The 25,010-nt window shown below is 46.8% G+C and carries 19 protein-coding genes and 1 tRNA gene; 14 read left to right on the top strand and 6 right to left on the bottom strand.

Annotation, left to right across the window (positions count from 1 at the left end; all coding sequences use genetic code 11):
• Window positions 1-370 precede the first annotated feature (370 nt).
• The 10 genes from JMX98_RS00200 (at window position 371) to JMX98_RS00155 (ending at window position 11,977) form a co-directional block, all read left to right on the top strand.
• Window positions 371-1,360 carry a porin gene (locus JMX98_RS00200; protein ID WP_201583488.1) on the top strand — a complete coding sequence of 330 codons (990 nt, stop codon included), beginning with the start codon at window positions 371-373 and terminating at the stop codon, window positions 1,358-1,360.
• Between the two features lie 188 nt (window positions 1,361-1,548).
• Window positions 1,549-3,183 carry a CTP synthase gene (locus JMX98_RS00195; RefSeq protein WP_201583487.1) on the top strand — a complete coding sequence of 545 codons (1,635 nt, stop codon included), beginning with the start codon at window positions 1,549-1,551 and terminating at the stop codon, window positions 3,181-3,183.
• Window positions 3,184-3,490: 307 nt separating this feature from the next.
• The gene (gene kdsA / locus JMX98_RS00190) at window positions 3,491-4,366 is read left to right on the top strand and encodes a 3-deoxy-8-phosphooctulonate synthase (RefSeq protein WP_201583477.1); all 876 of its coding nucleotides are present in this window, start codon (window positions 3,491-3,493) and stop codon (window positions 4,364-4,366) included.
• 36 nt (window positions 4,367-4,402) lie between these two features.
• A complete protein-coding gene (locus JMX98_RS00185; RefSeq protein ID WP_201583474.1) occupies window positions 4,403-4,657 on the top strand; it encodes a heavy-metal-associated domain-containing protein in 255 nt (84 codons plus the stop codon).
• Window positions 4,658-4,926: 269 nt separating this feature from the next.
• On the top strand, window positions 4,927-5,151 hold the full coding sequence (locus tag JMX98_RS00180; RefSeq protein ID WP_100749802.1) for a heavy-metal-associated domain-containing protein: 225 nt from the start codon (window positions 4,927-4,929) through the stop codon (window positions 5,149-5,151).
• Between the two features lie 534 nt (window positions 5,152-5,685).
• Window positions 5,686-8,034: a heavy metal translocating P-type ATPase gene (locus JMX98_RS00175; RefSeq protein WP_201583472.1), complete on the top strand. Its 2,349-nt coding sequence runs from the start codon at window positions 5,686-5,688 to the stop codon at window positions 8,032-8,034.
• Window positions 8,035-8,359: 325 nt separating this feature from the next.
• Window positions 8,360-9,676: a phosphopyruvate hydratase gene (gene eno, locus JMX98_RS00170; RefSeq protein WP_192995604.1), complete on the top strand. Its 1,317-nt coding sequence runs from the start codon at window positions 8,360-8,362 to the stop codon at window positions 9,674-9,676.
• 119 nt (window positions 9,677-9,795) lie between these two features.
• Window positions 9,796-10,104: an FtsB family cell division protein gene (locus JMX98_RS00165; protein ID WP_100749800.1), complete on the top strand. Its 309-nt coding sequence runs from the start codon at window positions 9,796-9,798 to the stop codon at window positions 10,102-10,104.
• A 159-nt stretch (window positions 10,105-10,263) separates the two neighbouring features.
• Window positions 10,264-10,977, top strand: a complete 714-nt coding sequence (gene ispD, locus JMX98_RS00160; RefSeq protein ID WP_201583470.1) for a 2-C-methyl-D-erythritol 4-phosphate cytidylyltransferase — start codon at window positions 10,264-10,266, stop codon at window positions 10,975-10,977.
• Window positions 10,978-11,353: 376 nt separating this feature from the next.
• Window positions 11,354-11,977, top strand: coding sequence for a BLUF domain-containing protein (locus JMX98_RS00155; protein WP_201583468.1), 624 nt, complete (start codon window positions 11,354-11,356; stop codon window positions 11,975-11,977).
• Between the two features lie 425 nt (window positions 11,978-12,402).
• On the opposite strand, the gene JMX98_RS00150 is transcribed toward JMX98_RS00155, so the two are convergent.
• The 3 genes from JMX98_RS00150 to pyrC all read right to left on the bottom strand — a co-directional run bounded on the left by JMX98_RS00150 (window position 12,403) and on the right by pyrC (window position 15,019).
• Window positions 12,403-12,478, bottom strand: a tRNA-Glu gene (locus JMX98_RS00150).
• 488 nt (window positions 12,479-12,966) lie between these two features.
• Window positions 12,967-13,725 carry a ribonuclease T gene (gene rnt, locus JMX98_RS00145; protein WP_201583466.1) on the bottom strand — a complete coding sequence of 253 codons (759 nt, stop codon included), beginning with the start codon at window positions 13,723-13,725 and terminating at the stop codon, window positions 12,967-12,969.
• Between the two features lie 223 nt (window positions 13,726-13,948).
• Complete coding sequence (pyrC, locus tag JMX98_RS00140; RefSeq protein WP_201583454.1) at window positions 13,949-15,019, bottom strand: dihydroorotase; 1,071 nt, start codon at window positions 15,017-15,019, stop codon at window positions 13,949-13,951.
• A 334-nt stretch (window positions 15,020-15,353) separates the two neighbouring features.
• Here pyrC and JMX98_RS00135 point away from each other — a divergent pair, with 334 nt between their 5' ends.
• Entirely contained in the window at window positions 15,354-16,592 is a 1,239-nt protein-coding gene (locus JMX98_RS00135; RefSeq protein ID WP_201583452.1) for an argininosuccinate synthase, read from the top strand.
• Window positions 16,593-16,738: 146 nt separating this feature from the next.
• Here the strand turns inward: JMX98_RS00135 and JMX98_RS00130 are convergent, their stop codons facing one another.
• Window positions 16,739-18,001: a hypothetical protein gene (locus JMX98_RS00130; protein ID WP_201583449.1), complete on the bottom strand. Its 1,263-nt coding sequence runs from the start codon at window positions 17,999-18,001 to the stop codon at window positions 16,739-16,741.
• Between the two features lie 146 nt (window positions 18,002-18,147).
• On the opposite strand from JMX98_RS00130, the gene JMX98_RS00125 reads away from it, so the two are divergent.
• Both JMX98_RS00125 and JMX98_RS00120 read left to right on the top strand, forming a co-directional pair.
• Window positions 18,148-18,663, top strand: coding sequence for a L,D-transpeptidase (locus JMX98_RS00125; protein WP_201583446.1), 516 nt, complete (start codon window positions 18,148-18,150; stop codon window positions 18,661-18,663).
• A 207-nt stretch (window positions 18,664-18,870) separates the two neighbouring features.
• On the top strand, window positions 18,871-19,485 hold the full coding sequence (locus JMX98_RS00120) for a nitroreductase family protein (protein WP_201583443.1): 615 nt from the start codon (window positions 18,871-18,873) through the stop codon (window positions 19,483-19,485).
• A gap of 125 nt (window positions 19,486-19,610) precedes the next feature.
• Here JMX98_RS00120 and JMX98_RS00115 read toward each other — a convergent pair whose 3' ends face one another.
• The gene (locus JMX98_RS00115; RefSeq protein ID WP_201583441.1) at window positions 19,611-21,260 is read right to left on the bottom strand and encodes a CYTH and CHAD domain-containing protein; all 1,650 of its coding nucleotides are present in this window, start codon (window positions 21,258-21,260) and stop codon (window positions 19,611-19,613) included.
• Between the two features lie 131 nt (window positions 21,261-21,391).
• Window positions 21,392-22,978, bottom strand: a complete 1,587-nt coding sequence (locus tag JMX98_RS00110; RefSeq protein WP_201583439.1) for an isocitrate lyase — start codon at window positions 22,976-22,978, stop codon at window positions 21,392-21,394.
• An 813-nt stretch (window positions 22,979-23,791) separates the two neighbouring features.
• Between JMX98_RS00110 and JMX98_RS00105 the strand changes: the two genes are divergently transcribed.
• The gene (locus JMX98_RS00105) at window positions 23,792-24,781 is read left to right on the top strand and encodes a LysR family transcriptional regulator (protein WP_075106784.1); all 990 of its coding nucleotides are present in this window, start codon (window positions 23,792-23,794) and stop codon (window positions 24,779-24,781) included.
• The last annotated feature ends 229 nt before the right edge of the window (window positions 24,782-25,010 follow it).

The raw sequence follows: 25,010 nt of genomic DNA, 5'->3' as shown, positions 1-25,010 counted from the left end.
GCCATTTTTTTCAACGCCTGAGCACTATAAAAGATATGGAGTGCACCAGATATCGCGTTAAAAGTACAAAAAAATATGTTGCAAATTATGTCAAAGTTGTTATGCTTGTACTCGAAGTATGAGTTTGGTAACGGATGTTACGCAGCAGAAGGATAAAGACCAACGTTTACATGGCAGTTACTTTTTTTGATGCTGGTTATGTAAGTCATGGTTTTTTCATCTTACTGTAATAAAACTTCGCCACACTTGTTTCTGACTAATCTCGGTAGCCAGTTACACATTATATCTTTGAGGATTTGTGACGATACCATATTGGGCACTGGCTAATAATAGCTCGCTCATTACTAAAATTGTAAAGTGGAGATACCCCATGAAAAAACTACTTTTAGCTACAGCCGTTGCTGCTCTATCTGTTTCTGCAGCCAATGCCGCTCCTACCGTTTATGGTAAAGCTTTCTTAACTCTTGACCTTGTAGAAGCTGATGTCGATGTTTCTGGCTCTGGTGGTAGTGCTGAAATTAATGCAGATGAGCGTACTTCATTAAACTCTAATGCTTCTCGCATTGGTTTAAAAGGTTCTGAAGCTTTGACTGCTAACACTGATCTACTCTATCAACTAGAGTATGGTGTAGATGTTGATAACAATAAAGATCAGTTCTATTCACGTGATACCTACCTTGGTCTGCAAAACGCCCAATACGGTAAAGTGCTTGCTGGTCGTCTGACCGCTATCGATGACTACGTTAACTTTGCTAACGTTACCCAAGGTGGCGTATTAGGTGGCGATAACGTACTTGCTAGCTATGATGCTCCACGTCTTAACAACTCTTTTGCCTATTTCTCGCCTAGCTATAACAACATGCAATTTATGGCAATGTATGGCATGGATGAGTTAACTCCTGACGCAGATGGTCGTGATGTTGAAGTATTTGCTCTTGGTGGTAAATATTCAATGGGGCCAATGAACGTTGGTGCTACTTATACTCAGGCTGCTGGTGATGAGCTTAAAGCAATTCGTGTTAGTGGTAACTATGCTATCAGCCCAGTAGTGACGCTAGGCGCTCTATATCAAAACACTGATTCTGGCAGTGATGATAACGAAAATGCATTTACTCTAAGTGGCGAGATGAAAACGGCTACTCCTTGGACTGCATATGCTCAAGCTGATGTAGTTAGTAATGTTGATGGTGATAAAGATGCTGATGCTTTACGTGGTGTTGTAGGTGGCAAATATGCTATCAACGCCGCAACGACTGGTCACGTTTATGGTGCTTACCTAAACGAAGAGTACGATGATGGTACTTCTAAAGTAGATTATGATGGCTTTGGTATCGGCGGTGGTCTAGAATACAAATTCTAATCTAAGCATTAGAATTTGACTCTAAAAAACTCATCCTTCGGGGTGGGTTTTTTTGTTGTATGTATTATTTGTGACAAAAGTCTACCGCTGAGGTAGAAAATAAGACTTTCAGACAGTTTGCATTTTTGCCCTATATTTTATGGCGTATTTTTAGTAAAATCCTTCTTTACCAATTGTTGATGAGTACTATGACCAAGTTTATATTTGTGACCGGTGGGGTAGTGTCCTCACTAGGAAAAGGTATCACCGCCGCTTCTCTTGCTGCGGTCTTAGAAGCGCGTGGCGTGACAGTCACGATGACCAAGATGGATCCGTATATCAACGTCGATCCCGGTACGATGAGCCCATTTCAGCATGGTGAGGTGTTTGTCACCGAAGATGGCGCAGAGACCGATTTGGATTTAGGCTACTATGAGCGCTTTTTACGCCATTCAAAGATGAGTAAGAGCAATAACTTTACCAGTGGCCGTATCTATCAAAACGTTTTGAATAAAGAGCGCCGCGGTGAATATTTGGGCGGTACGGTACAGGTGATTCCGCATATCACTGATGAAATCAAAAGTAAAATCCTTGCCAGTGGCCAAGGCTACGACATCGCTATTATCGAAATTGGCGGTACGGTCGGTGATATCGAGTCACTTCCCTTTATGGAAGCGGTACGCCAAATGCAAGTAGAGCTAGGTCGCAATCGCGCCATGCTGATGCATTTAACGCTGGTGCCTTATATCGCCAGCGCGGGTGAAACCAAAACTAAGCCTACTCAGCATTCAGTAAAAGAGCTACGTTCTATCGGTCTGCAGCCAGATATCTTGATCTGCCGCTCTGACCACCATATCTCACAAGACAATCGCCGTAAGATTGCACTATTTACCAACGTCGAAGAGCGTGCGGTTATCATGTGTGAAGATGCGCAAAGTATTTACCAGATTCCGCGCACCCTGCATGAGCAAGATCTTGATGATTTAATCTGTGAGCGTTTTGGTCTTGATGTACCAGAAGCGGATTTAAGCGATTGGGATAAAGTGCTCGAAGCACAGCTCAACCCTGAAGCGACGGTGACGGTCGCAATGGTAGGTAAATATGTTGAATTGCCAGATGCTTATAAGTCTATCAACGAAGCCTTGCTACACGCTGGTATCACTCATAAAGCCGACGTCAAAATTGACTATATCGATGCTGAGCTATTAGAGACGGACGATGAGCTGTATGCGCGTCTAAACGATGCCGATGCGATTTTGGTACCAGGTGGTTTTGGTGAGCGCGGTACTACTGGTAAAATGAGAGCCATCACTTACGCCCGCGAAAACAAAGTGCCGTATCTGGGTATCTGTCTGGGTATGCAGTTGGCGGTGATTGAATACGCCCGTAATGTGCTGCATATCGATGCCAACTCTTCTGAGTTTGATCGTAAGACAGCTGAGCCTATCATTGGTCTGATCACTGAGTGGTTAGATGAGCGCGGCGAGTTACAAATTCGTAGCGATGATTCAGATCTCGGCGGTACCATGCGCCTAGGCGCGCAGCAAGCAGAGCTGGTTTCTGGTAGCAAGCTTGCTCAGATTTATGGCGCGAACAATATCACTGAGCGTCATCGCCATCGTTATGAGATGAACAATCGTTACATCGAGCCACTAGAGCAAGCGGGCATGACCATCTCAGGCTACTCGGCTAAGCAGCATTTGGTTGAGTCGGTTGAAATTGCAGATCATCCATGGTTTATCGCGGTACAGTTCCATCCTGAGTTTACCAGCTCGCCTCGTGGTGGCCATCCGCTGTTTAATAGCTTTGTCAAAGCGGCAAAAAAATACAGCGAAACGAAGTAGTCGTTAGCGTAGTAGGAAGTAACCGCTGCTTAGTAGAGAGAGTTGCTACTATTAAAAAAGCTATGAGTGACCCGGTAATAATTGTGCTCGCATCAATCATAAGTGCTATGCGATAACAGCATTACTATAAAAAGACTGATCTTCGGATTGGTCTTTTTTGCTTTTATACATGCAGGGGTTATGCCTAGCTGGTCGGGCAATGACAATGCTTGATCATGGCTAATTACGCTAGGATACTTTCTTTCATTGGGTTATCGGTTACAATATCAGGCAGAGACATCACTATAATAAAGAGGATAACAGCGGTATGGACAATCTAACCACAGCGCAATCGCATATCACGCTCACCACCCCCAGTCATAGCAGCATCACGATCGGTAATGATCAGCCGTTTGTGTTGTTTGGCGGCATGAACGTTTTAGAGTCCAAGGAATTGGCATTTGAGATTGCTGAGCAGTATATAGATATCTGTCAGCGTTTGGGCATCGGCTATGTGTTTAAAGCCAGCTTTGATAAAGCCAATCGCTCTAGTTTGCATTCATACCGAGGCCCAGGCCTAGAAAAAGGCATCGACTGGCTGGGGCAAATCAAAGAAAAGTTTCAAGTACCGATTATCACCGATGTACACGAGCCGTATCAAGCCGCACCGGTCGCAGAGGTTGCCGATATCATTCAGCTGCCTGCGTTTTTGTCGCGTCAGACTGACTTGGTGCATGCGATGGCAAAGACAGATGCCATCATCAATATCAAAAAAGCGCAGTTTTTAGCGCCGCATGAAATGCGTCATATCATCAATAAATGCTTGGAAGGCGGCAATGATAAGCTCATACTTTGTGAGCGCGGCAGTGCCTTTGGTTATAACAATTTGGTCGTGGATATGCTCGGGTTTGATACCATGAAACAAATGAACGTACCGGTGTTTTTTGATGTGACCCACAGTTTGCAGCAGCCAGGCGCGCGCAGTGACAGTGCTGGCGGTCGCCGTGAGCAAATCACCACCCTTGCCCGTGCAGGAATGGCAACGGGACTGGCGGGGCTGTTTTTGGAGGCGCATCCAAACCCAGAGGTGGCAAAATGCGATGGCCCCTGTGCGCTCAGAACCAGCCAGTTGGCGCCATTTTTGCGTCAGCTTAAACAGATTGATGACTTGGTCAAAGGTTTTGAGGTGTTAGATACTCACTAATACCGTCAATGGAACCCATGATAGGAGGATAGGATAATGGCGATTCAGACAGCACAAGTCAGCATCGAAAACATCGATGATGCCAAAGGCTTGGACAGTGTGATGACCGCGCTAAAAAACATCACAGGAGTGACCGCGATAGATCTGGATGCGGCAAGCAGTATAGCAACCGTGCGTTATGATGATACCGATACCAGTATTCAGGCCCTAACGGCGGCGATTAGCATGGTCGATTATGTGACGCAGCCATATCCTATCGATGCGCCGCAAAATCCACGCTATCATGATTAAACGTTATCATAATTAAAAGATACTGACGTCGCAAAGTGAGCGTCGAGCATCGCCTGCTGGATAACGTCAATCCGATATAAAAACGACGTGACAGCCGTGTATCTGATTTATTTGGATTCGACTATATAAAGTATGAAGGCCTTAGTTAATAAAGTCATACCAAAGCGCCTTGTTGTTGGCTCTGATAGGGCTTATGCTAGGACACGCCCTTAGTAAATGACTGTATTTACTTGAAACTAGGTTAGTTATATAACAATAAGGAGGCCCTCATGGCAACCCAGACTCGTATTATCAATATCGATGGCATGACTTGTGGCGGCTGCGTGGCAAGCGTCCATACAGCCACAGGTGATATCGACGGTTTAGATACCATGACTGTCGATTTGGCTGACAAGCTGGCAACGGTGACATTTGATGATAGCAAAACCAGCGCAGAAGCCATTGCGGCCGCGATCGAAGAGGCAGGTTTTGATGCAACCGTTGCCAACTCGTAAGTCTTACCGCTTTAACGCAAAACCAGCTGTCATGGCTGGTTTTTTTCATGAGAGATGCGATGGCAGCGCCTGTTGCTGACTGCAGGGCTTGAATAGAGCATAGTCGTAGCCATTTACTAGGTATGAGGCAATAGCCACGCTTGAGTAGGATTTATCTCTCATTAGATTAGGGCGTGTTCTTATTGTTATCGTTGAGCCACTATAAAATAAATACAGTGCGACTGGGAGTAATTTTGCGCAGCCTCTGGGAACGCAGCACGCAAGTAAAATTTATACCAGTAGCGCGTTTAAACTTATATAACAGTTTTATTTTCAATTGATTATATTTGCCTGCAGACGCTTTTTTCTGATTTTGACGTCTGATATTTAGATTTTTTCACCGATTTTATTATACATTTATAAACGCTATAGTCCGCCTACCCAAAACGAAGCGCCTGTTATGTAAGAGATGGCAGTTGCCTTTATAGATGCCTTGACCGCTTTTAGAGTAAACCGACTATGTAATGCGCTATAACGCAACCACGAGTTTTATTTATGAAAGATTCTACCCGCACCAGTATTGACCCGTCTTATGAGGTGGCGACTGATATTGAGTCCAAAACTGCGATAGCGCCTGAGCGTGCGCACTTGCAGCTGGCGATCGATGGCATGACGTGTCAGGCGTGTGCTTCGCGGATTGAGAAGGTACTTAGCAAAAAGCCAGCGGTATATGAGGCAAGTGTGAACTTCGCTGGTGAGACTGCCAATATCGATTATGATCCGGCGCAGACCACCCCTGAGCAAGTCACAGAGTGGGTCAACAAAACCGGCTTTGTCGCCAACCTGCAAGCCGCTGACAGCTTGTTTGCGCAGACGGATAAAGACACGGCAACCGAGTATCCATGGCGCTTGATCGGGCTATGGATTTGTCTGTTGCCGTTTTTGGTTGGTATGGCGGGTATGCTAACGGGGTTTGGTATGGCGTGGATGCCGCCTGTTTGGATTCAGTTTGTCCTAGCCACCATTGTCCAGTTTGGGCTGGCATTGCCATTTTATAAAAGTGCGTGGGCGTCTATCAAAGGTGGCCTTGCCAATATGGACGTGCTGGTGGTCATCGGTACGGTGACTATTTGGGCGTATTCTACTTATCTGTGGTTGACTCATGGCGATGGCACGTTAAGCAGCCTATTGCAAAGTGGATATGCTGGCGGACATGGCCCCGCTGTGTATTTTGAAGCCGGGGTGATGGTCATCGCCTTTGTGCGAACGGGTAAGTATTTGGAGGAGCGCACCAAAAAGCACAGTCTAAACAGTATCGATTTATTGTTATCACTGACGCCAGATGAAGTAGAGCAGCAGCAGCCCAACGGCGACTTTCATAATGTCGCATTGCAGGCGGTGCAAGTCGGTGACATTCTGCGTGCCAAGCAAGGCAGCCGTGTGGCAACCGACGGGGTGGTCATAGATGGCGGCGGCTGGTGCGTGGAGAGTCATCTGACGGGCGAGTCTGTGCCCCTAAAAAAACAAATAGGCGATGAGCTGCTGGCAGGGGCATTGGTCGAAAACGGCAGTTTGCTGTATCGCGTCAGTGCCAAAGGCAGCGATACCCAGCTTGGCGATATGGTCAAAGCCCTTAGCGACGCCCAAGGCTCAAAGGCTGACTTGGCAAGGCTTGCCGATAGAGTAACGGCTGTTTTTGTACCAGTGGTGGTGACCATCGCTTTGGCTACTTTTGGGCTAACGTGGTGGCTGACTGGCATGGTGGATACCGCCTTGATGCATGCGGTGTCGGTATTGGTCATCGCGTGTCCTTGTGCGCTCGGTCTGGCCACGCCAGCGGCTATTATGGCGGGCATGGGCGTGGCCGCGCGCCATGGCGTTTGGTTTAAAGACGCGCAAAGCCTCGAGGCGGCAGGCAATATCGACACGGTCGTGCTTGATAAAACCGGCACATTGACTGTCGGTAAGCCGTCTATCGTCGACCATGTCATGGTGGACAGCTCCATTGCTGTCGATGATGTGCTACAAATTGCGGCAAGCGTTGAGGCGCATGCCAGTCACCCCTTAGCGACCGCCTTGATCAATGCTGCGGCCGAGCGTCATTTGCCACTGATGACTGTCACTGACATCAGCGTCATCAAAGGCGCGGGTATCCAAGCCAATATCGAAGGCTTGGGTCTGGTAAAAGTCGGCACAGCAGAATTTGCCAATCTAACTTTGCCAAAATTTATGCCAAAAGTATGGCAAATCGCCAGTACCGTAGCGCTTAGTATCAATGATGAACCGCTCGGGGCGTTTGCTTTGGCAGATGATCTAAAGGCAGATACCCCGCAGGCGATAGCGGCATTACAAGAGAGCGGCATCCATGTCATCTTGATGAGTGGTGATAAGCAGTCTGTGGTCGATCACGTGGCAGGCAAGCTGGGCATCGACAAGGCATATGGCCAAATGAGCCCGCGAGATAAAGCCAGTCAAATCGCGCTGTTGCAAACTGCTGGCCATAAAGTGGCCATGGTCGGTGATGGTGTCAATGATGCGCCAGCGATGGCCACTGCCGATGCCAGCTTTGCTATGTTTGAGGGTACTGATGTCGCGCAGCATAGCGCCTCCGCTCGCTTGATGGGCGAGTCGCTGATGCATATCGATGCGGCACAAAAAATCGCCAACGCCACACTGCGCAATATCAAGCAAAACTTATTTTTTGCGTTTCTTTATAATACGCTGGGCATACCGCTGGCAGCGTTTGGGTTTTTAAACCCGATGATTGCCGCGGCGGCAATGGCGCTGAGCTCCATCTCTGTCTTGATGAACGCGCTACGTTTGACCCGTTTTCGCACTGAGGTTGAGCTAGATAATACTGTATCTACTCATCAAACTGATGATAAGCGCTTGCCAAGTGCCTAAGTCTGCTAGGGCAGTCACCTTCGCCGATATCGCCGTGAGGCCAGATAGGCGGATAACCGAGCGTTTGTATGACTTTATGAGCGTCAGTCGGTGCAAGAGAAGGGAAGTTTGGCGAAATTTATGCTATGATGCCACGTACGATAGCCGCTCATGAAAGCCGTAAATAAACGCTTGGTTTTGTCCAAACCTAGCCGATTATACTAAGTAGGCAAGATAGGTTTGGACCTGCGCTATACGATATTTTATTTTATTTTATCTTTTTTGTATTCTAGTTGCCGTTATTTATCCCACAAACTTGGCATGACCAAAGGAATTAACAGACATTATGTACGCTGAAGAAACCACCAACGTCACCGCAATTAAAGACATTCGCGCTCGTGAGATTTTAGACTCACGCGGTAACCCAACCATCGAAGCTGACGTCATTTTGGCTGATGGTACTATCGGCCGTGCTGCTGCACCTAGTGGCGCGTCTACTGGCTCACGTGAAGCCCTCGAGCTACGTGATGGCGACAAAGATCGCTACATGGGCAAAGGTGTCAAAAAAGCCGTGGCCAACGTCAATAGCCAGATCCGTAGTGCGCTTATGGACAAAGACGTCACCGAGCAGCAAGCCATTGATGATGCGATGATTGCATTAGATGGTACAGAAAACAAAGACAACCTTGGCGCAAATGCCATGCTCGCGGTCTCTCTTGCCACAGCAAAAGCCGCTGCTAAGTCACAAAGCTTGCCACTGCATCAATACATTGCCAACTTGCGCAATCAGACATCATTGACCATGCCGGTACCGATGATGAATATCTTAAACGGCGGCGAGCATGCCGACAACACCGTTGATATCCAAGAGTTTATGATTGAGCCAGTTGGTTTTACCAGCTTCTCAGAAGCCCTGCGCGCAGGTACAGAGATTTTCCATAGCCTAAAGTCTGTCCTAAAATCACAAGGTCTCAATACTGCGGTTGGTGATGAAGGGGGCTTTGCGCCCAACCTGCGTAGCAACGAAGAGGCCATTACTGTCATCATGCAAGCGATCGAGCAGGTCGGCTATAAGGCCGGTGAAGAGATTCATTTGGCGCTAGACTGTGCGGCCAGTGAGTTCTATAAAAACGGACAATATGTCTTGGCAGGTGAGGGCAACAAGGCCTTTGATAGCCAAGGCTTCTCAGACTACCTTGTAGGCCTAACGCGTCAATATCCGATCATCTCTATCGAAGATGGCTTGGATGAGTCAGATTGGGACGGCTGGAAGTACTTAACTGAGCAAATCGGTGATAAAGTTCAGTTGGTTGGTGATGATTTGTTTGTGACCAACCCTGCTATCTTGAAAGAAGGTATCGACAAGCACATTGCCAATGCGATTTTGATTAAATTTAACCAAATCGGCACGCTGTCAGAAACCCTAGACGCCATTTATCTGGCGAAGAAAAATGGCTATGCGACGATTATCTCGCATCGCTCAGGTGAGACAGAAGACAGTACCATTGCAGACTTGGCAGTCGGTACCGCAGCCGGTCAAATCAAAACAGGCTCACTATGCCGTTCAGACCGCGTAGCGAAGTACAACCAATTGCTACGTATCGAGCAGCAAGTACGCGCCAGCTACCGTGGCCGTGAAGAGTTCATTGGCCTACGTGGCTAAACGCTCTTATAGTTACAGTCGATAAGTAAGTGTATGCTGGACGATAGGCTGCTTTTGCGGTATCGTTCAGCATACTGAGCTGTGTTGATCCTCTCTGTCTTGTTTGGCGCAAACCCTTTATGAAATACTTTAGCCAATTTATGCTACTTGCCTTAGCCGTTGCAGTACTCTTAGGTCTGCAATATCAGTACTGGCTGGGTGAAAATGGCCATTTTGAGCATCAAAAACTGCTGACACAGATCGAAGAGCAGCAGCGCTTAAATGACAATCAAGTATCAGCAAATAACTTGTTGCGTACGGATGTTCATGACTTAAAAAACGGTCTTGAGGCGGTAGAAGAGCATGCTCGTTTAGACTTAGGTCTTATCAAACCTAATGAAACCTTTGTACAGGTATCCACGGCGCCGACGACGCACAGTCGTTATTAAGGCGGGCACATTAAGCCCAGTCGTTTGGCGATACCTTGGTCTTGTCATTATAACCACGATGACATTCAGACATTTTTCAATCTCTCTCTTTTTATCTTTTCCCCTTTTTTAGCGCCACCTCATGGCTCCCCGTGATTTTTCTTTGATAGGCCTTGGCTCATGAATACCACTCCTCGCATACATGCCATGATCGTTGCTGCTGGTCGCGGCAGTCGCTTTGGTGCGTCTATGGCCAAGCAGTATACCTTGTTTCAAGGCCAGACATTGCTGCAGCATAGCGTGGAGCGGCTCGCTTGTAGTGCCTTTATCGAGCAGTGCTGGTTGGTCATCGCTGCGGACGATACTACCGCGCAAATGCTCAATTTTGCCTTGCCGGTACAGTACGCCACTGGCGGTGCTGAGCGTTGGCAGTCGGTGCAGGCGGGCGTGGAGGCCATTCGGCAGTCAGGTGCTGCAGACACAGATTTGGTCTTGATCCATGATGCTGCGCGCCCAGCGGTGCCCAGTTGTGATATTGATAAGGTCATTACGGCGGCGATGCATGAGCCGTATGGCGCCATCTTAGCGACGCCAGTCGCTGACACCCTCAAGCACTCCTATGCACAAGACGCGGGGCTGCCTACTTATATTGCGCAAACGCTTGATCGCAGCAATATATGGCAAGCACAAACGCCGCAAGTCTTTCGACTAGACCAATTACAAAAAGTCCTACAGCATGTCAGTGAACAGCAGATAGCAATCACGGATGAAGCCAGTGCTTTTGAGTCTCTGAGCTTACCCATCCGCTTGGTGGCTGGCAGTCGCCAAAATATCAAATTGACGTATCCTGATGATGCCGCCTTGCTCTCTGCTATCTTGAGTCTACAAACTTGATAGCTTTTACCTTGGTAGCTTTTACGTAGACGCTAGAACCATCAGTTTTATTAACCCCCTTGATTTTTTGATACAACCGTATATTATCGCTGCAAAAAGTACAAAGCGATACTTCTATTATATTTGTTTTAGTGGATATAAAGGCGTACTAATATATCATTATTTATCTATAACCAAACTTATAAGGTAAACATAGGTTGCTTTAATGACGAAACTAGCCTATGATGTAACTAACTTAATACAATTGATATAAACACTTATAAAATCAATAATATAACAAGCCAGTTGATTGCTTCTAATTGTCTTGTCTCTAGATTTTTTTCAACGTTAGTATGGTTGTTTTAACTACATTAACCTAAATATAGGGAGAAGCGGATTGTCAATAATCAATGATTCGACAAATCCAGTAACGACGGATCTTTTCCAGCTGGTGTACATCAGCCGGATTACTTCGACTGGTCTGTCAAGTCCCAGTACACTTAATGACATCTCAGAGATTGCGATTGAACGTAACCAAACGGATGAGATTACTGGTATCCTTTGCTATGGCAATGGATATTTTTTGCAATGTGTAGAGGGGTCGGAGCAAGCTTTGACCAATCTAAAAAATCGCTTGTTGGCAGATGAGCGACACAAAGACATGGAAATTTTGGATTTTTCAGCGATTGATGAGCGCCGTTTTTCGAGCTGGTCGCTGCGCTCTATCACACTTGAGCGCTGGATGACAAGAGACCCCGAGTTGAAAAAGCTGATGCCGTTTAAGCCCTATAGCTGGAGTGTGGATGAGTGGCACAGGTTTTTGGATATCTTGCAAAACTACTACGAAGAACAAATCAGAATAGGCAATACTGATGCCCAGCCGATCAAGTACAGTACCTTAGGGGTAACCTTAAGTAAAGTAGTCGGTCAACACCAAGCGTTCTTTTTGATTCAAACGGTATTGGGCTCGATGATAGTCGTCGCATTGTTGTGGCTGATGCTATCAGATAAAATCTGGTAGGAAGTTAGCCTGCGCCGACGGGTACGGCAAAGATTTATACCAGCCTTTATTCCAGCTTCGCTATATCTTATTTATTTGACCGGACTATAAGCGGTGTGTAGCTAACTTTAAACTTGCAAACACAAAAAAGCCAGCATTCATTGCTGGCTTTTTTGTGGCTATCTATCAGACAGATAGCGTTTAATTTTGGTGGTGGGAGTACGTTGAGTCTAGAGCTTAAAAGTTAGAAAAAGGGTAGCTCGTTAGAAGGAAAGGGTGTGGCTTGCTTAACTATACCAAGTCATTGAGTCAACAAACAAACATAAAAAAAGCCCGACTCATAATATCTTATGAGTCGGGCTTTTTTGGTGGTACGCTTATCAGTCTTATCTGATGCTAAGTAAAAGTTATGCTAAGCAAAAGGGCTAATAAGCGACGCCTTATAGTGGCGTCCCCAGGGGGATTCGAACCCCCGTTACCGCCGTGAAAGGGCGGTGTCCTAGGCCTCTAGACGATGGGGACTAGTAACAATACCTCAGCTGCTTTCACCATTTATGCTGAAGTGGTGCGTATTTTAATGGCGTCTGCGTTTTCTGTCAAGCCTTTTTCTTCGTCTTTTTAAAATTAAATATCTTTTTTTGATAGCACGGCGCGGATGCAGGTCTTTGCGCTTTAAATGATGCCGAATCCATAGAGAGGTGCAAGCGCTGATGGTCAGGGCTAGTAGCATATAACCGAGGATGGTGCCCCATAACTTGAGCTGTGGATCCATAGTAGAGTCCCTCCTATCAAGCCTTGCAGTGATGACTCACATACTGCAAGGACGTGTGGGCGACTTTGACCATCTGTAGGGTGGTAAGAATACTAAGCAGTAGGCTGGTATGGCTCGTCAGCGTACTGTTTTTATTCTCATATCCTTCTCAATTAAAACACCAAGAGGGTAAAGTCAGCTAGTCTTACCAATAGCATTATTATGAGGGCATAACAATATAGGATATGTGATTAAAGGCTTATTTGTCAGTTTGCGTAGCGGTGTCAGTTTCGGTAGGCTCAGTAGCCATGGCATTTGCGAGCATGGGGTAGCTGTTTAAGATATGACAAAAAAGCTCGGCAGTTTTTTGCGTATCGTATAGCGCTGAGTGCGCGTCTTTACCATCAAACTCTAACCCTGCCGCTTTACAGGCTCGTGCCAGTACCGTCTGACCAAAAGCAAGGGCCGACAAAGTGACGGTGTCAAATACCGAAAAGTTATGAAAAGGATTGTGGTTTTTGCTATTGGTACGTAGCACTGCGGCATTTAAAAACGCCAAATCAAAATGGGCATTGTGGCCGATGAGCACGCACTGACGACAGTCCTCTGCGCGTCTGACCTCTTTTAAACCTTTAAAGATACGCCGCAAGGCAGTCTTTTCGTCTTCGGCGATGGCTTTGCGCATAGGGTTTTTGGGATCTATGCCGGTAAATGCCAGCGCACTTGGCTCTAGGTTTGCTCCTTCAAAGGGTTCGATATGGGCGTTGAGCGCATCTCCTGGATAAAACACGCCCTGCTCATTAAGCAAGATAGGGATGCAGGCAATCTCTAGTAGCGCATCTGTTTGCGCGTTAAACCCTGCTGTCTCTACATCGACGACGACAGGCAAAAATTTACGAAACCGGTCTTTTAGGCTCAGTGCTGCTTGCTCATCTGACGAACCTGCAGTGCTATCTGCGCTAGTCGCCGGTGTGTGCTCAGGGTTGCGGGGTAAGGCGGTATCGTTTTGAATGGTCATATCACGTTAAATCACTTTTGTCAGTCGTGCTGTTATATTGAATAAATAATTATTAAATTGAATAAACAATCACTAAAAAACCCTCCTACGATCTCAGCTACGCTTTAGGTAATCAAGGTAGCGTCGATATCGTCGGATAGCAAATAAAAGCGCGGGTTTTAGCATCCGCTGCCACTTATTCTTGAGTTGGCTTAGTTTTTAATCAACTTAGTCTTTAGTCGAATTAGTCTTTAATCGACCAAGGGAGTGTCTCGCCCGCCAGCAGCGGTGTCAATGAAGTGCCGTCAAAATACGGATAAGCGTTTGGCACTTGCATTGGAGTGTTTATAAGGGTGATGGTGCTTTGGTTGACAGGCAGACCATAGAACTGTGCGCCAAAACGACTGGCGAAGCCTTCTAGTTTGTCTATCTTGCCGACACTGTCAAAGGCAGTGGCATATAACGGCAACGCGATAGAGGCGCTATAGCAGCCGGCACAGCCGCACGTGGCTTCTTTTTTGTCGGTTGCGTGCGGGGCGGAGTCAGTGCCCAAAAAGAACTTTGGGTTGCCACTTGTTGCCACGTCTAACAGGACTTTTTGATGGCTTTCACGCTTTAAAATAGGTAAGCAGTAAAAGTGCGGCTTGATACCACCGACCAGCAAATGATTGCGGTTAAACATCAGATGCTGCGGGGTAATGGTCGCGGCAATATGATTGCCTTGTGCCAAGACAAAATCAGCAGCGTCACTGGTGGTAATGTGCTCGACGACGATTTTTAGAGTGGGAAATTTGACGATGATTTGTGCCAATACCTCGTCTAAAAACCGCTTTTCACGGTCAAAAATATCCACATGATCTTGCGTCACCTCACCATGTAACAATAAAGGTAAGTCGTATTTTTCTAACGCTTCAAACACATCGACGCATGCACTGATGTCAGTGACACCATCAGCCGAGTTGGTCGTGGCCCCTGCCGGATAAAGTTTGACCGCTTGGACGATACCGGATTTTGCGGCCATCTCGATGTCTTGTGGCGTGGTGTTGTCTGTGAGGTATAACGTCATGCGGGGGTCAAACGCTGCAATGCGCTCAGCGCTTATGTCGCTGTTTTGCAAGTGCGTCATGATACGCTCACGATACGCGCGGGCATCATCGACAGTTTTGACAGGGGGGACAAGGTTTGGCATACAAATGACACGGTTAAAGCTACCTGCAGCATGTGGCACGGTCGTGCCCAGTGCCTTGCCGTCGCGCAAATGAATGTGCCAATCGTCTGGCTGAAGAATGGTCAACTCTCTAATCGAATCAGTCATAAGGTCGTCGCGCTCTATATCGTCATATACGGGAAATAAAAGGGAGTGATACTGCCCGACTATCATAACAGATTTGCCTACTTGACTAAATATGTGACCAGATATAGTCGCTATGAGAGGCAGGCGGGCAACGACCTAGCTGGCATGCCAAATAACTGCCGCCAAAATATATTTATTTGAGATTTAACGCAAAAGCGCGCCGCACGGGGCAGTGGTACTTTTGCCCATAGTAAATATGATGTACACTGAGCAGGTGGTTTATTTTTTTGTCTACGATTAGCGCTTTTATCCCCACTCAATTCTCATCATCAAAACTTTATAATAGGAGTTATTCATGGCTCAACTTGATCCAAAAAATATTAATAAAATCGTATTGGCTTATTCAGGTGGTCTTGATACCTCCATCATCGCTAAATGGCTGCAAGAAACCTATGATGCTGAGGTGATTACTTTTACCGCTGATATCGGTCAAGGCGAAGAAGTTGAGCCGGCCCGTGCCAAAGCCCAAGCCATGGGTATCAAAAATATCTATATCGAAGATTTGCGCGAAGAGTTTGCGCGTGACTATGTCTTCCCGATGTTTCGTGCCAATGCCATCTATGAAGGCGAGTACTTACTCGGTACGTCTATTGCCCGTCCGCTCATCGCCAAGCGTTTGGTTGAGATTGCCAAAGAGCACAACGCCGATGCCATCAGTCACGGTGCGACAGGTAAAGGGAACGATCAGGTACGTTTTGAGCTTGGTGCGGTCGCGTTGTCACCTGATGTTGTGACCATTGCGCCGTGGCGTGAGTGGGACTTGTCAAGTCGTGAGAGCTTGATGCAATACGCCAAAGAGCATAATATTGCCATTGACTATGCTGGCAATAAGAAAAAATCGCCTTACTCAATGGATGCCAACCTACTGCATATCTCTTATGAAGGCGGTATTTTAGAAGATCCATACGCTGAAGCAGAAGAAGATATGTGGCGCTGGTCGGTCAGCCCAGAAGACGCCCCAGACGAGGCGCAGTATCTAGAGCTAGAGTATGAAAAAGGCGATATCGTTGCGATTGATGGTGAGCGCCTCAAGCCATATGAGGTAATGATTAAGCTAAATGAGCTAGGCGGCAAGCACGGTATCGGTCGTTTGGATATCGTCGAAAACCGCTATGTCGGTATGAAGTCGCGCGGCTGCTACGAGACGCCAGCAGGTACCATCATGCTAAAAGCGCATCGCGGTATCGAGTCGCTGACCCTAGATCGTGAAGCAGCGCATCTAAAAGATGAGCTGATGCCGCGCTATGCAAAAATCATCTACAACGGCTACTGGTTTAGCCCTGAGCGCATGATGCTACAGGCATTGATTGACAAATCACAAGAGTATGTCAATGGTACGGTACGTGTGAAGCTGTATAAAGGCGCGGTGAGCGTGGTTGGTCGTAAGTCAGACGACTCACTGTTTGATGAAAAAATTGCCACGTTTGAAGATGATGCGGGCGCATATGATCAAAAAGACGCAGAAGGTTTTATCCGTCTAAACGGCTTGCGTTTGGCCATCGAAGCCAGCCGCGGTCGTGATTTATCAAAATAAGCGCTTACGCTGCTTTTGATAACTTGATCATCAAAAAGCACGTCATTATATAAAATATAAAACAGAGGCCGCTATCGATAGCGGCCTCTGTTTTTTTTATGACAGTATTATGAAGATGTTATGGGGGTGGTCATAAAAAATATTGTCTATTTGGTTTGTTGAGCATTTGCGGGTGCAGTCTCGTCATCGTCTACTCGAACGATGGCGACATCTTGCTGCTGACGCTCTTTTAGGCGGTCTTGCTCTATGACTTCCTCGGTTGCCAGCACCATACCGTCTGACTTTTGGTTTTGATATTTGAGCATCGCAAGAGTACCAAGAACACCGATCACAGTGACGATCAAAAGGATAACGGGGTTTTTCCAAAGTGGCGTGGCCGCGTCATATTCAATTGGTTTTTCGCTGATGGTGGCCGGAGTGTTGTCGTTATTACCGCCGATTAACCCTAAACTGACCAAAGGCGGCTTTGGTGGATTGGCAGGCTCGGAAGTTATGCGTAGGCGATTGCGGCTCAAATAGATATCAGATATCTTTGCCAGCTGTAATAGCCAGCGCTGATGTGGTAGCGCGACGGCAGGCATTTGGGCAAAGACCAGCATGTCATTGTGATGACCTTGCTGGACATTGTCAGGTGAGCGGCCGATGGCCTTAAGGTAGTTGCCAGTGGCCAGCTGCATATCTTGTACAGGGCTTTGATTGTCAGGTCTAAACCCAGTCAGCTCATACCAATAAGGGTCAAAAATCGGGGGCACGCTAGATAGCGGCGCGCTACTCAATAGACGGTGCTCGGCAGCGTTTACAGGTGATGTTTCTGTCGCAGCAGACGGCGTGTCTATACTGTCATGTTGGCTCGGCGTTTGTGCGGCGACTGTTTTAGACGTATGAGCCTGCGCAAAACGCTCCGCTGCCAAAAACTGCGGCTGCAGCGCAAACCACTTATCGATCTCATCATTATCTAGCTGACTATAATCTGCTAAGATAGCCAGCTCACGTAGTGCAATCACGCACAAAGACGTGAGCAAAATTTGTACTTGTGGCGAGGTGGCTTTTATCTGAGAAGCAATGCGCTCACTGGCTTTGATGACTCGGGCACTATCGCTAAATATCGCATCGGCAGCGTCGTGGCGATGGTACAGCGTCGCCCCTAACGTCGCAAAGTTCATCGAGTTGTATTGGCGTAGCTCTTTGACCGCACCGCGCCCAAATAGCTTTTTGCTGACCGCCTGTCCTTGATAGCGCTGCTGATAGGCGAGGAGCGCACTGACAATAGCTTGTAGGCTGGCATCCATCGCTAAACGCGCCTGCGGTAGTGAAAGCTGGGCGGCATCTGCCAAAAGTGACACCATCGGCTGGGTATCATGATATAAAAAATCATACATCGACACACGTGTCGGTGAAATAGTCGTCATAATCTGCTAGCATCAAAAAGTGTGCCCCTATATTACGGTGCCAAATGTCTCGGCACAATCCCTTGACAATAGAAAAATTCAATCCATTGACTTACAACGCGGTTGGCAAAGATGTCAATTAGATAACTGACCGCTGGATATATCCTATGAAAAATCATGAAAACCTTGATATGCATTTGGTGATTAATATTGCTCAGCAAGCCTTAATACTCTACCAATATGATAAAAAAATAGCGCAATACGCCGTATCTACCGCCAAAAACGGTATCGGCAGCCAGCAAGATAGCGGTTGTACGCCGCTTGGCGAGCATGTCATTGCTCAAAAAATAGGTGGCAATGCGCCGATCAATGCTGTGTTTGTCGGACGGATGCCAACTGGGGAGATCTATGATGATGCGCTCGGAAAGCAATATCCTGAGCGCGACTGGATACTAAGCCGCATTCTATGGTTAAGTGGTCTCGAGGAAGGGTACAATAAAGGCTGTAATGCCCAAGGTGGCTGTGATACCTATCAGCGCTATATCTATATTCATGGCACCCCTGACACCGAGCCGATGGGCGTTGCGCGCTCGCATGGCTGCGTGCGTATGCGTAATGACGACATCGTAGCGTTATTTGCGCAAGTCAAGGAAGGTACGCCTGTGTCTATCGTGGCAGCGTAGATGGGCAGATAATGGCTTTGATCAATCAAGCGTGTCAGATACATTGCAACATCAAGCAGAATAACTTTATAGAGTGATTGATAAAACTAACTTTATAGAGGCTAGATATTATTTAGCATATTGATATAATATTTACTTTATTAAAAGTGAGCGTGTCGTGCCAGATATCGCTCACTTATGATGTCTTTTATGATAAGGATAATGATCATGTCTCAAGAAAGTCTAGTCACGTTACAACAAGCTTTTGATGAGCGCCGTTCGGTATATGCATTAGGCAATGAATTACCAGTCGCGCCGCAAGCGATTATTAACATGGCAGAGCGAGTGCTTTTGCATACGCCTTCAGCCTTTAACTCGCAGTCTTCGCGTCTGGTGGTGTTGTTTGGTGACGATCACCAAAAGCTGTGGGACATCGCTGAAGAAAAACTGCGGGCAGCGGTCGGCGACGGTGACTTTTCAGGCAGTCAGCAAAAGCTGGACGCCTTTCGAGCGGCGGCGGGTACTGTCTTGTTTTATGAAGACCGAAACGTGATCAAATCATTACAAGAGCAGTTTGCTTTATATGCTGAGCGTTTCCCTATTTGGGCAGAGCACGCCTCAGCCATGCACCAGTATGCCATGTGGACAGAGCTGCGTACGCTGGATATCGGTGCCAACCTACAGCATTATAACCCACTAGTAGATGAAGATGCCGCGGCAGCGTTTGCTATTCCGGACAGTTGGGAGCTGATAGCGCAGATGCCATTTGGTAATATCAAAGCCCCTGCTGGCGAAAAAACCTATGAGCCGGTCAATGAGCGCATGAAAGTACTGGGCCTATAAGAGAGCCAGTACTTTCATACGCCCTAGGCCTGCCTGATGATAACGTAGCCTTGTGTTACCAACATCAATGATAAAAAGACAGCTCATCGACCATGAGCTGTTTTTTTTGTATGTAGCATAATGGTTTAGATTGATATCAGCGATTTTTTGACTTTGGCCAAACGTTTTCGAAGAGCTTTATGTTGGGTCTTTAGGGTAGCAGCAAACCAGCCTGCACCAAATAGCGCACGCGTCTCTGTCGCTGATTTTTGCTGATAGTGCTGGCCATAACGCATGGCGTCGTCATAGTGGCTCAGTGCCTGTTTTGCTTTGAGCAAGTGCTTACGCTGACGCTTGAGCTTCTTTTTTACTTTCTTTTTTTTGTGGCCTGTCTTGAGCAACGGCGCGGCAAATTCATGGACATAATATAAGCTCGTTACCTGCTGGTTTAAAGCTAGTAGGGCTTGCTGACCCTCTTGCATGTCTTGGGCGCCTTTCATCTCTTGGGCGCTGCCGTTTTTCTTGGCATCGTCGGTGTCGCTCTCTTCTGACTCAGCGCCATCTAAGCATGGGTATCTTTTATGTTGTAGCCGCTCCTCGGCTTGCACAAATGCTTTTTGCTGCTTGAGGAGCACGGCTGTTAGCGCCTCTTTTGCGCTCTTGTCTGCGTGCGTCTCAAGTGCTGGATCACTCATTGCAAAAGCAATCAGCTCCAGTAAGGTTAATTGAAAGTCATTGGCACAGACAGCGTTCATGGGCCGTACCTTCATAGCGTCAATATCAGCCGTCCATTCTACAGCAGGCGCGCCATATTGCTGTAAATGTGGCTCTACAGTAGAGGCCAGATGAGTAAGGTGCTGATAGTCACTGAGTAGCGCTTGAGTTTGCTGCAGTATGGGTGACCAATCAGGGTTGATTTCATCAGAGAAGCTGGCAAACGCTTGCAGAGCAGCGTGCAGACGAGTGATACCGATCGCTAGCTGCAAGACATGTGCGTCATCATAGCGCCCAGAGACGATGGCGCTGCTATTAGGCAGCATATGTAGTAGGCAATGATGCACCGCCGCCCGTACAAACGCAGGCATACTGGTATGATTGTCGATATGAGGAAGCTGAGTGGTAGCAGTGACAGCGGGGTTATGCGCTTGTCTTGTAATCAATAGACCACCGCGCTCGGCTTTGGTGATGGTAGATAAGCACAGCTTATAACGCTTACACCAGACTTTGGCTGTCGTAAATAAAAAATCAATATCGCCTGACACCAGCTCAAGCTCAATTTCTTGAATGCGATCACGCAGCGCATCATCATTACCGTGGACAATCTCTCCATAGTCATAGGCCATCTCCAGCTGATTGTCTGCGCCTTCATCATTGTCTTCTACCAACAGGCGGGTGGTGCGCTCGACATCAGTGACATACAGCTGAGTGAGGTGTTTGATGAGTTTTTTGAGCTTAAAGGCGGCAAGAGCAGGGGCGATGGCGGTGTCTTTATATATACTCAAATCAGGCATAAGCGCATTGTTAGCGAGCATGGCTTTTACATGCTCAGGGTCTAAGGTGGCGTTGTGCTCTAGGCGAGCTGCCAGACCATCGCCGCCAGCTTTGATGGTTTGCACCCATGTATCGCCTTCTTTACGAATGCGTAGGCCAATTCCTGCTTGCGCCAACTGCTGATCAGGGGTGTCATAGTAGTGGGCAGCCATTTGTGTGGTTTGAGAGGATTTGACTTTTGCTTGACGCATCAAGCCTTTCAGCCGCGACTCTGGGACCAAAAACTTGAGTTCGATCTCTTGCATAATGACTCCTAATAATGACGACGAATGATTATTAGTCTACCATTCTATGCGTGATGATAGGACCATAAAAAGCCGCCCTACAGTATGTAGGACGGCTTTTTGTATCAGCTATACTTAAAAGTAGTCGATGATTAGAACTGGTTCATGGTGTTCTTTTCGCCGCCAGCTTTTAGCGCGTTGTCACCTGAGAAGATTTCTTTGTGATCATCACCTAAGTCAGAGCCCGCCATGGCTTGGTGCTTAACACAAGAGATACCTTCGCGGATTTCTTTGCGCTGTACGCCAGCTGCATAAGCAAGCATGCCTTCTTCACCAAAGTAGCCTTTAGCAAGCTCATGTACGCTAAGCGCTGTGGTGTGGTAAGTTGGCAGGGTGATCAAGTGATGGAAGACACCTGCTTCACGTGACGCATCACGCTGGAAGTTTTGTGCAGCAACGTCAGCGGCAGCGTCAAGCTCAGTGCCGTCGTAATCGCTACTCATCAAGTTATCTTTGTCATAGCTTGATACGTCTTTGCCTTCTTCTTCCCACTGAGCGATTATTTGCTTACGGAAGTTTAGCGTCCAGTTGAATGATGGGCTGTTGTTGTATACGAGCTTGGCTTTTGGCTGCTGCTCTTTAATGCGATCTACCATTGATTTGATGTGGGCAACATCTGGCGTTGGTGTTTCGATCCATAGTAGGTCAGCACCGTTTTCAAGCGCAGTCACACAGTCAAGTACGACGCGATCGATGTTAGTGTCTTCACGGAACTGGTATAGGCCGTTAGCCAGACGTACTGGACGTACTAGTTTGCCGTTATGCTTAAGTAGGCTATCGTTCTCATTTGCGTCTTCAATGCTTATTTCTTCCATTTCTAGGAAGTCGATGTATTTAGAAGCAAGGTCGCCTGGCTCCTGTGATACTGGGATTTTTTGCGTCAACGATGCGCCTTCAGAGTCAGTACGAGCAACGATAACACCGTCTTCGACACCAAGCTCTAAGAATGCGTAACGAATGGCATTGATTTTGGCGATGTAGTCTTCGTGCGGTACAGTGACTTTACCTGCTTGGTGACCACATTGCTTGGCATCAGATACTTGGTTTTCGATCTGAATGGCACAAGCACCGGCTTCGATCATTTGCTTGGTTAGCAAGTAAGTCGCTTCTTCGTTACCGAAACCGGCATCGATATCGGCGATGATTGGCACAACATGTGAGTCGAAGTTTTCGATTTTCTCTAAGATAGCTGAGGTATCTTGACCTGCTTCTTCAGCTGCGTTTAGCTCACGGAAGTAGTCGTTTAGTACTTTAGCATCGGCTTGACGCAAGAACGTGTAGATCTCTTCGATTAGCTTTGGCACAGAGGTTTTTTCGTGCATAGATTGGTCAGGTAGTGGACCAAACTCAGAGCGTAGGGCAGCTACCATCCAGCCTGATAGATAGATGTAGGTTTTAGATGTGGTGCCAAAGTATTTTTTCTTTGCATACATGGTTTGCTGAGCGACAAAACCGTGCCAAGCACCTAAAGACTGTGTGTATTGAGACGTATCGTTGTCATAGTCTTCCATGTCTTGACGCATGATTTTTGCAGTATATTTGGCGATATCCAAACCGGTTTTAAAACGGTTTTGCATCATCATACGTGCCGCATCAGTCTCGCTGATATTCTGCCAGTTACCGTGCTTTTGCTTTAATTCACGTACTAAGTCGATCGCTGATTTATATGCAGTTGACATCTATAGTCTCCTTGGTGGGGTGTAAAAAAAACGAAAAATTCCATGTTAAAATAACGCTAATGGTATCTGACCAGATAAGCGCATCGTGATGCTTTATTTGAGTGTTATCGGCGGCTTATCAGAGCAGAGACCATCATCAGTCATCCGTTCGAGCATCTGTTCAAGTCTTAGTTACCCTAAACAAACTTGCTCGCAAATACAAGTAAGCTACTAAACTTGGTCGGCGACAGATGATGGGTAAAATATCGATAACAATGGGGCGTATCCATATATCGCTCAGGGGCTTACGCTAAATTATTAAACAGCAGTGTCATCATTGGTGATAAGAGATGTTACAATATTCAATGCCGTACTCGCTGGGTTTGGTCGCAATCCATGACCGATATCCTCTGGATAACTGGCCTGCGATTGGGATTTTTATAACGTTGTCGCAGCGATAACTTTCATAAATGTATCTTTTGTCAACACGGTTGGCGGCTTGTACGACCGGCTCATCAGAGTCTGATAGACCGGCATCAATAGCACACAAACAGGATGGTTGTGGTCCGTGTTGCAAATCATCTACGGGATTCACTATAACTGCCTTACCAAGATTTATCTAATTTATGATAGTTATCTTTAGTATTTTTATCGGTTATAATGCATAGATAACAGAGGCTTACGACTGGTAAATCGCGTTATCATCAGTGGGCGCTAACGCAAAATATAAAATAAATAGCGATATTATGCAGTTACAGGCTGATGGTCAGCATAATTGCACAAAAAATGCCGAGCTTATAAAAGGCCTTTATTCAAAAGCCAAGAGAAATATATATGAATTTGCAGCGGGTAGATTTAAATTTATTGGTACATTTAGATGTGTTGTTACGAGAAAAAAACGTCACGCGAGCAGCCGAGCAGCTTGGCATTACCCAACCTGCCATGAGCAATATTTTGCGGCGGTTGCGCAAGCTGTTTAATGACCCATTATTGGTGCGCTCGTCTGAGGGTATGACGCCAACGGAGCGTGCATTGGAGCTGCAGCCACGTATTCGTGAGATATTGGCTGACTTGACGCAAGTGCTGGAACCACGCACAGAATTCCGTCCTTACAGCACCTCACGCGTGTTTCGCATCATGACCTCAGACTACGCCGAGGCGACGCTGGTGCCAAAACTGGTCAAAGCGCTGCGCTCTGAAGCGCCCAATGTGATTTTGGACTTTTTGACGCCCTCTGATGTCTCCTACCGTGATATGGAGCAGGGCCGTGTGGATTTGGCGATCAACCGCTTTAATGAGATACCGCAGAGCTTTCACCAAGTGCTGGTCTGGCGTGATACATTTAGTTGTCTGCTGTCCTCTGAAAGCCCTTATGCCAACCGCTTTAATCTAAAAAACTACCTAAAAGCTCAGCACGTTTGGGTATCCAAAACAGGTATGGGGGTCGGGTTTGGGGTCAATCCTGAAAAGTCTGGCGGACTTGGCTCTATCGATCAAGCATTGCAGCGCTTGGGTCAAAAACGGCAAATCAGCGTTTTTACTCGCCATTATCAGATGCCAGCCATGCTCGCAGCAAATAAAGACTTGATTGCCACTTTGCCGACACGCGTGGCTCGTATGCAGGCCAACAACGACAGTATCATCATGGAAGAGCCGCCATTTTTTATTCCTGAATTTGAGCTGACGATGGCTTGGTCGCCATTACTTCAGCATCATCCAGCCCATCGCTGGCTGCGTCAGCTGATCATGCACGTGGCGCGTCAGGTGGTCGCTGAAGAAGAAAACCCGCCACAAGAGATTCCTGTTATTAACCATTTGTTTTAATAGCATTTTTCGGGATTTAAAAAAACACATAACAGGCAGCTTAATTGTGTCGTCCTTATGAATTTATATGCCATGAACCAGCCACTCGGCTGGTTTTTTTATTTAGTGTATCTACGAATTGTCTTTTTTTATTTAGCCATTCTTAATAAGACAGTCATATTATTAACACGTTCAACACACTTCACAATATATTGTAAAACTCCTCGCCAAATACCTTGTTATTATAACC

Origin of the sequence: Psychrobacter sp. HII-4 (genome assembly GCF_904846595.1) — a bacterium.
In the GTDB taxonomy this organism is placed as follows: domain Bacteria; phylum Pseudomonadota; class Gammaproteobacteria; order Pseudomonadales; family Moraxellaceae; genus Psychrobacter; species Psychrobacter celer.
The sequence above is the reverse complement of the archived record's forward strand: the minus strand, read 5'-3'. Positions and strand labels throughout refer to the sequence as shown.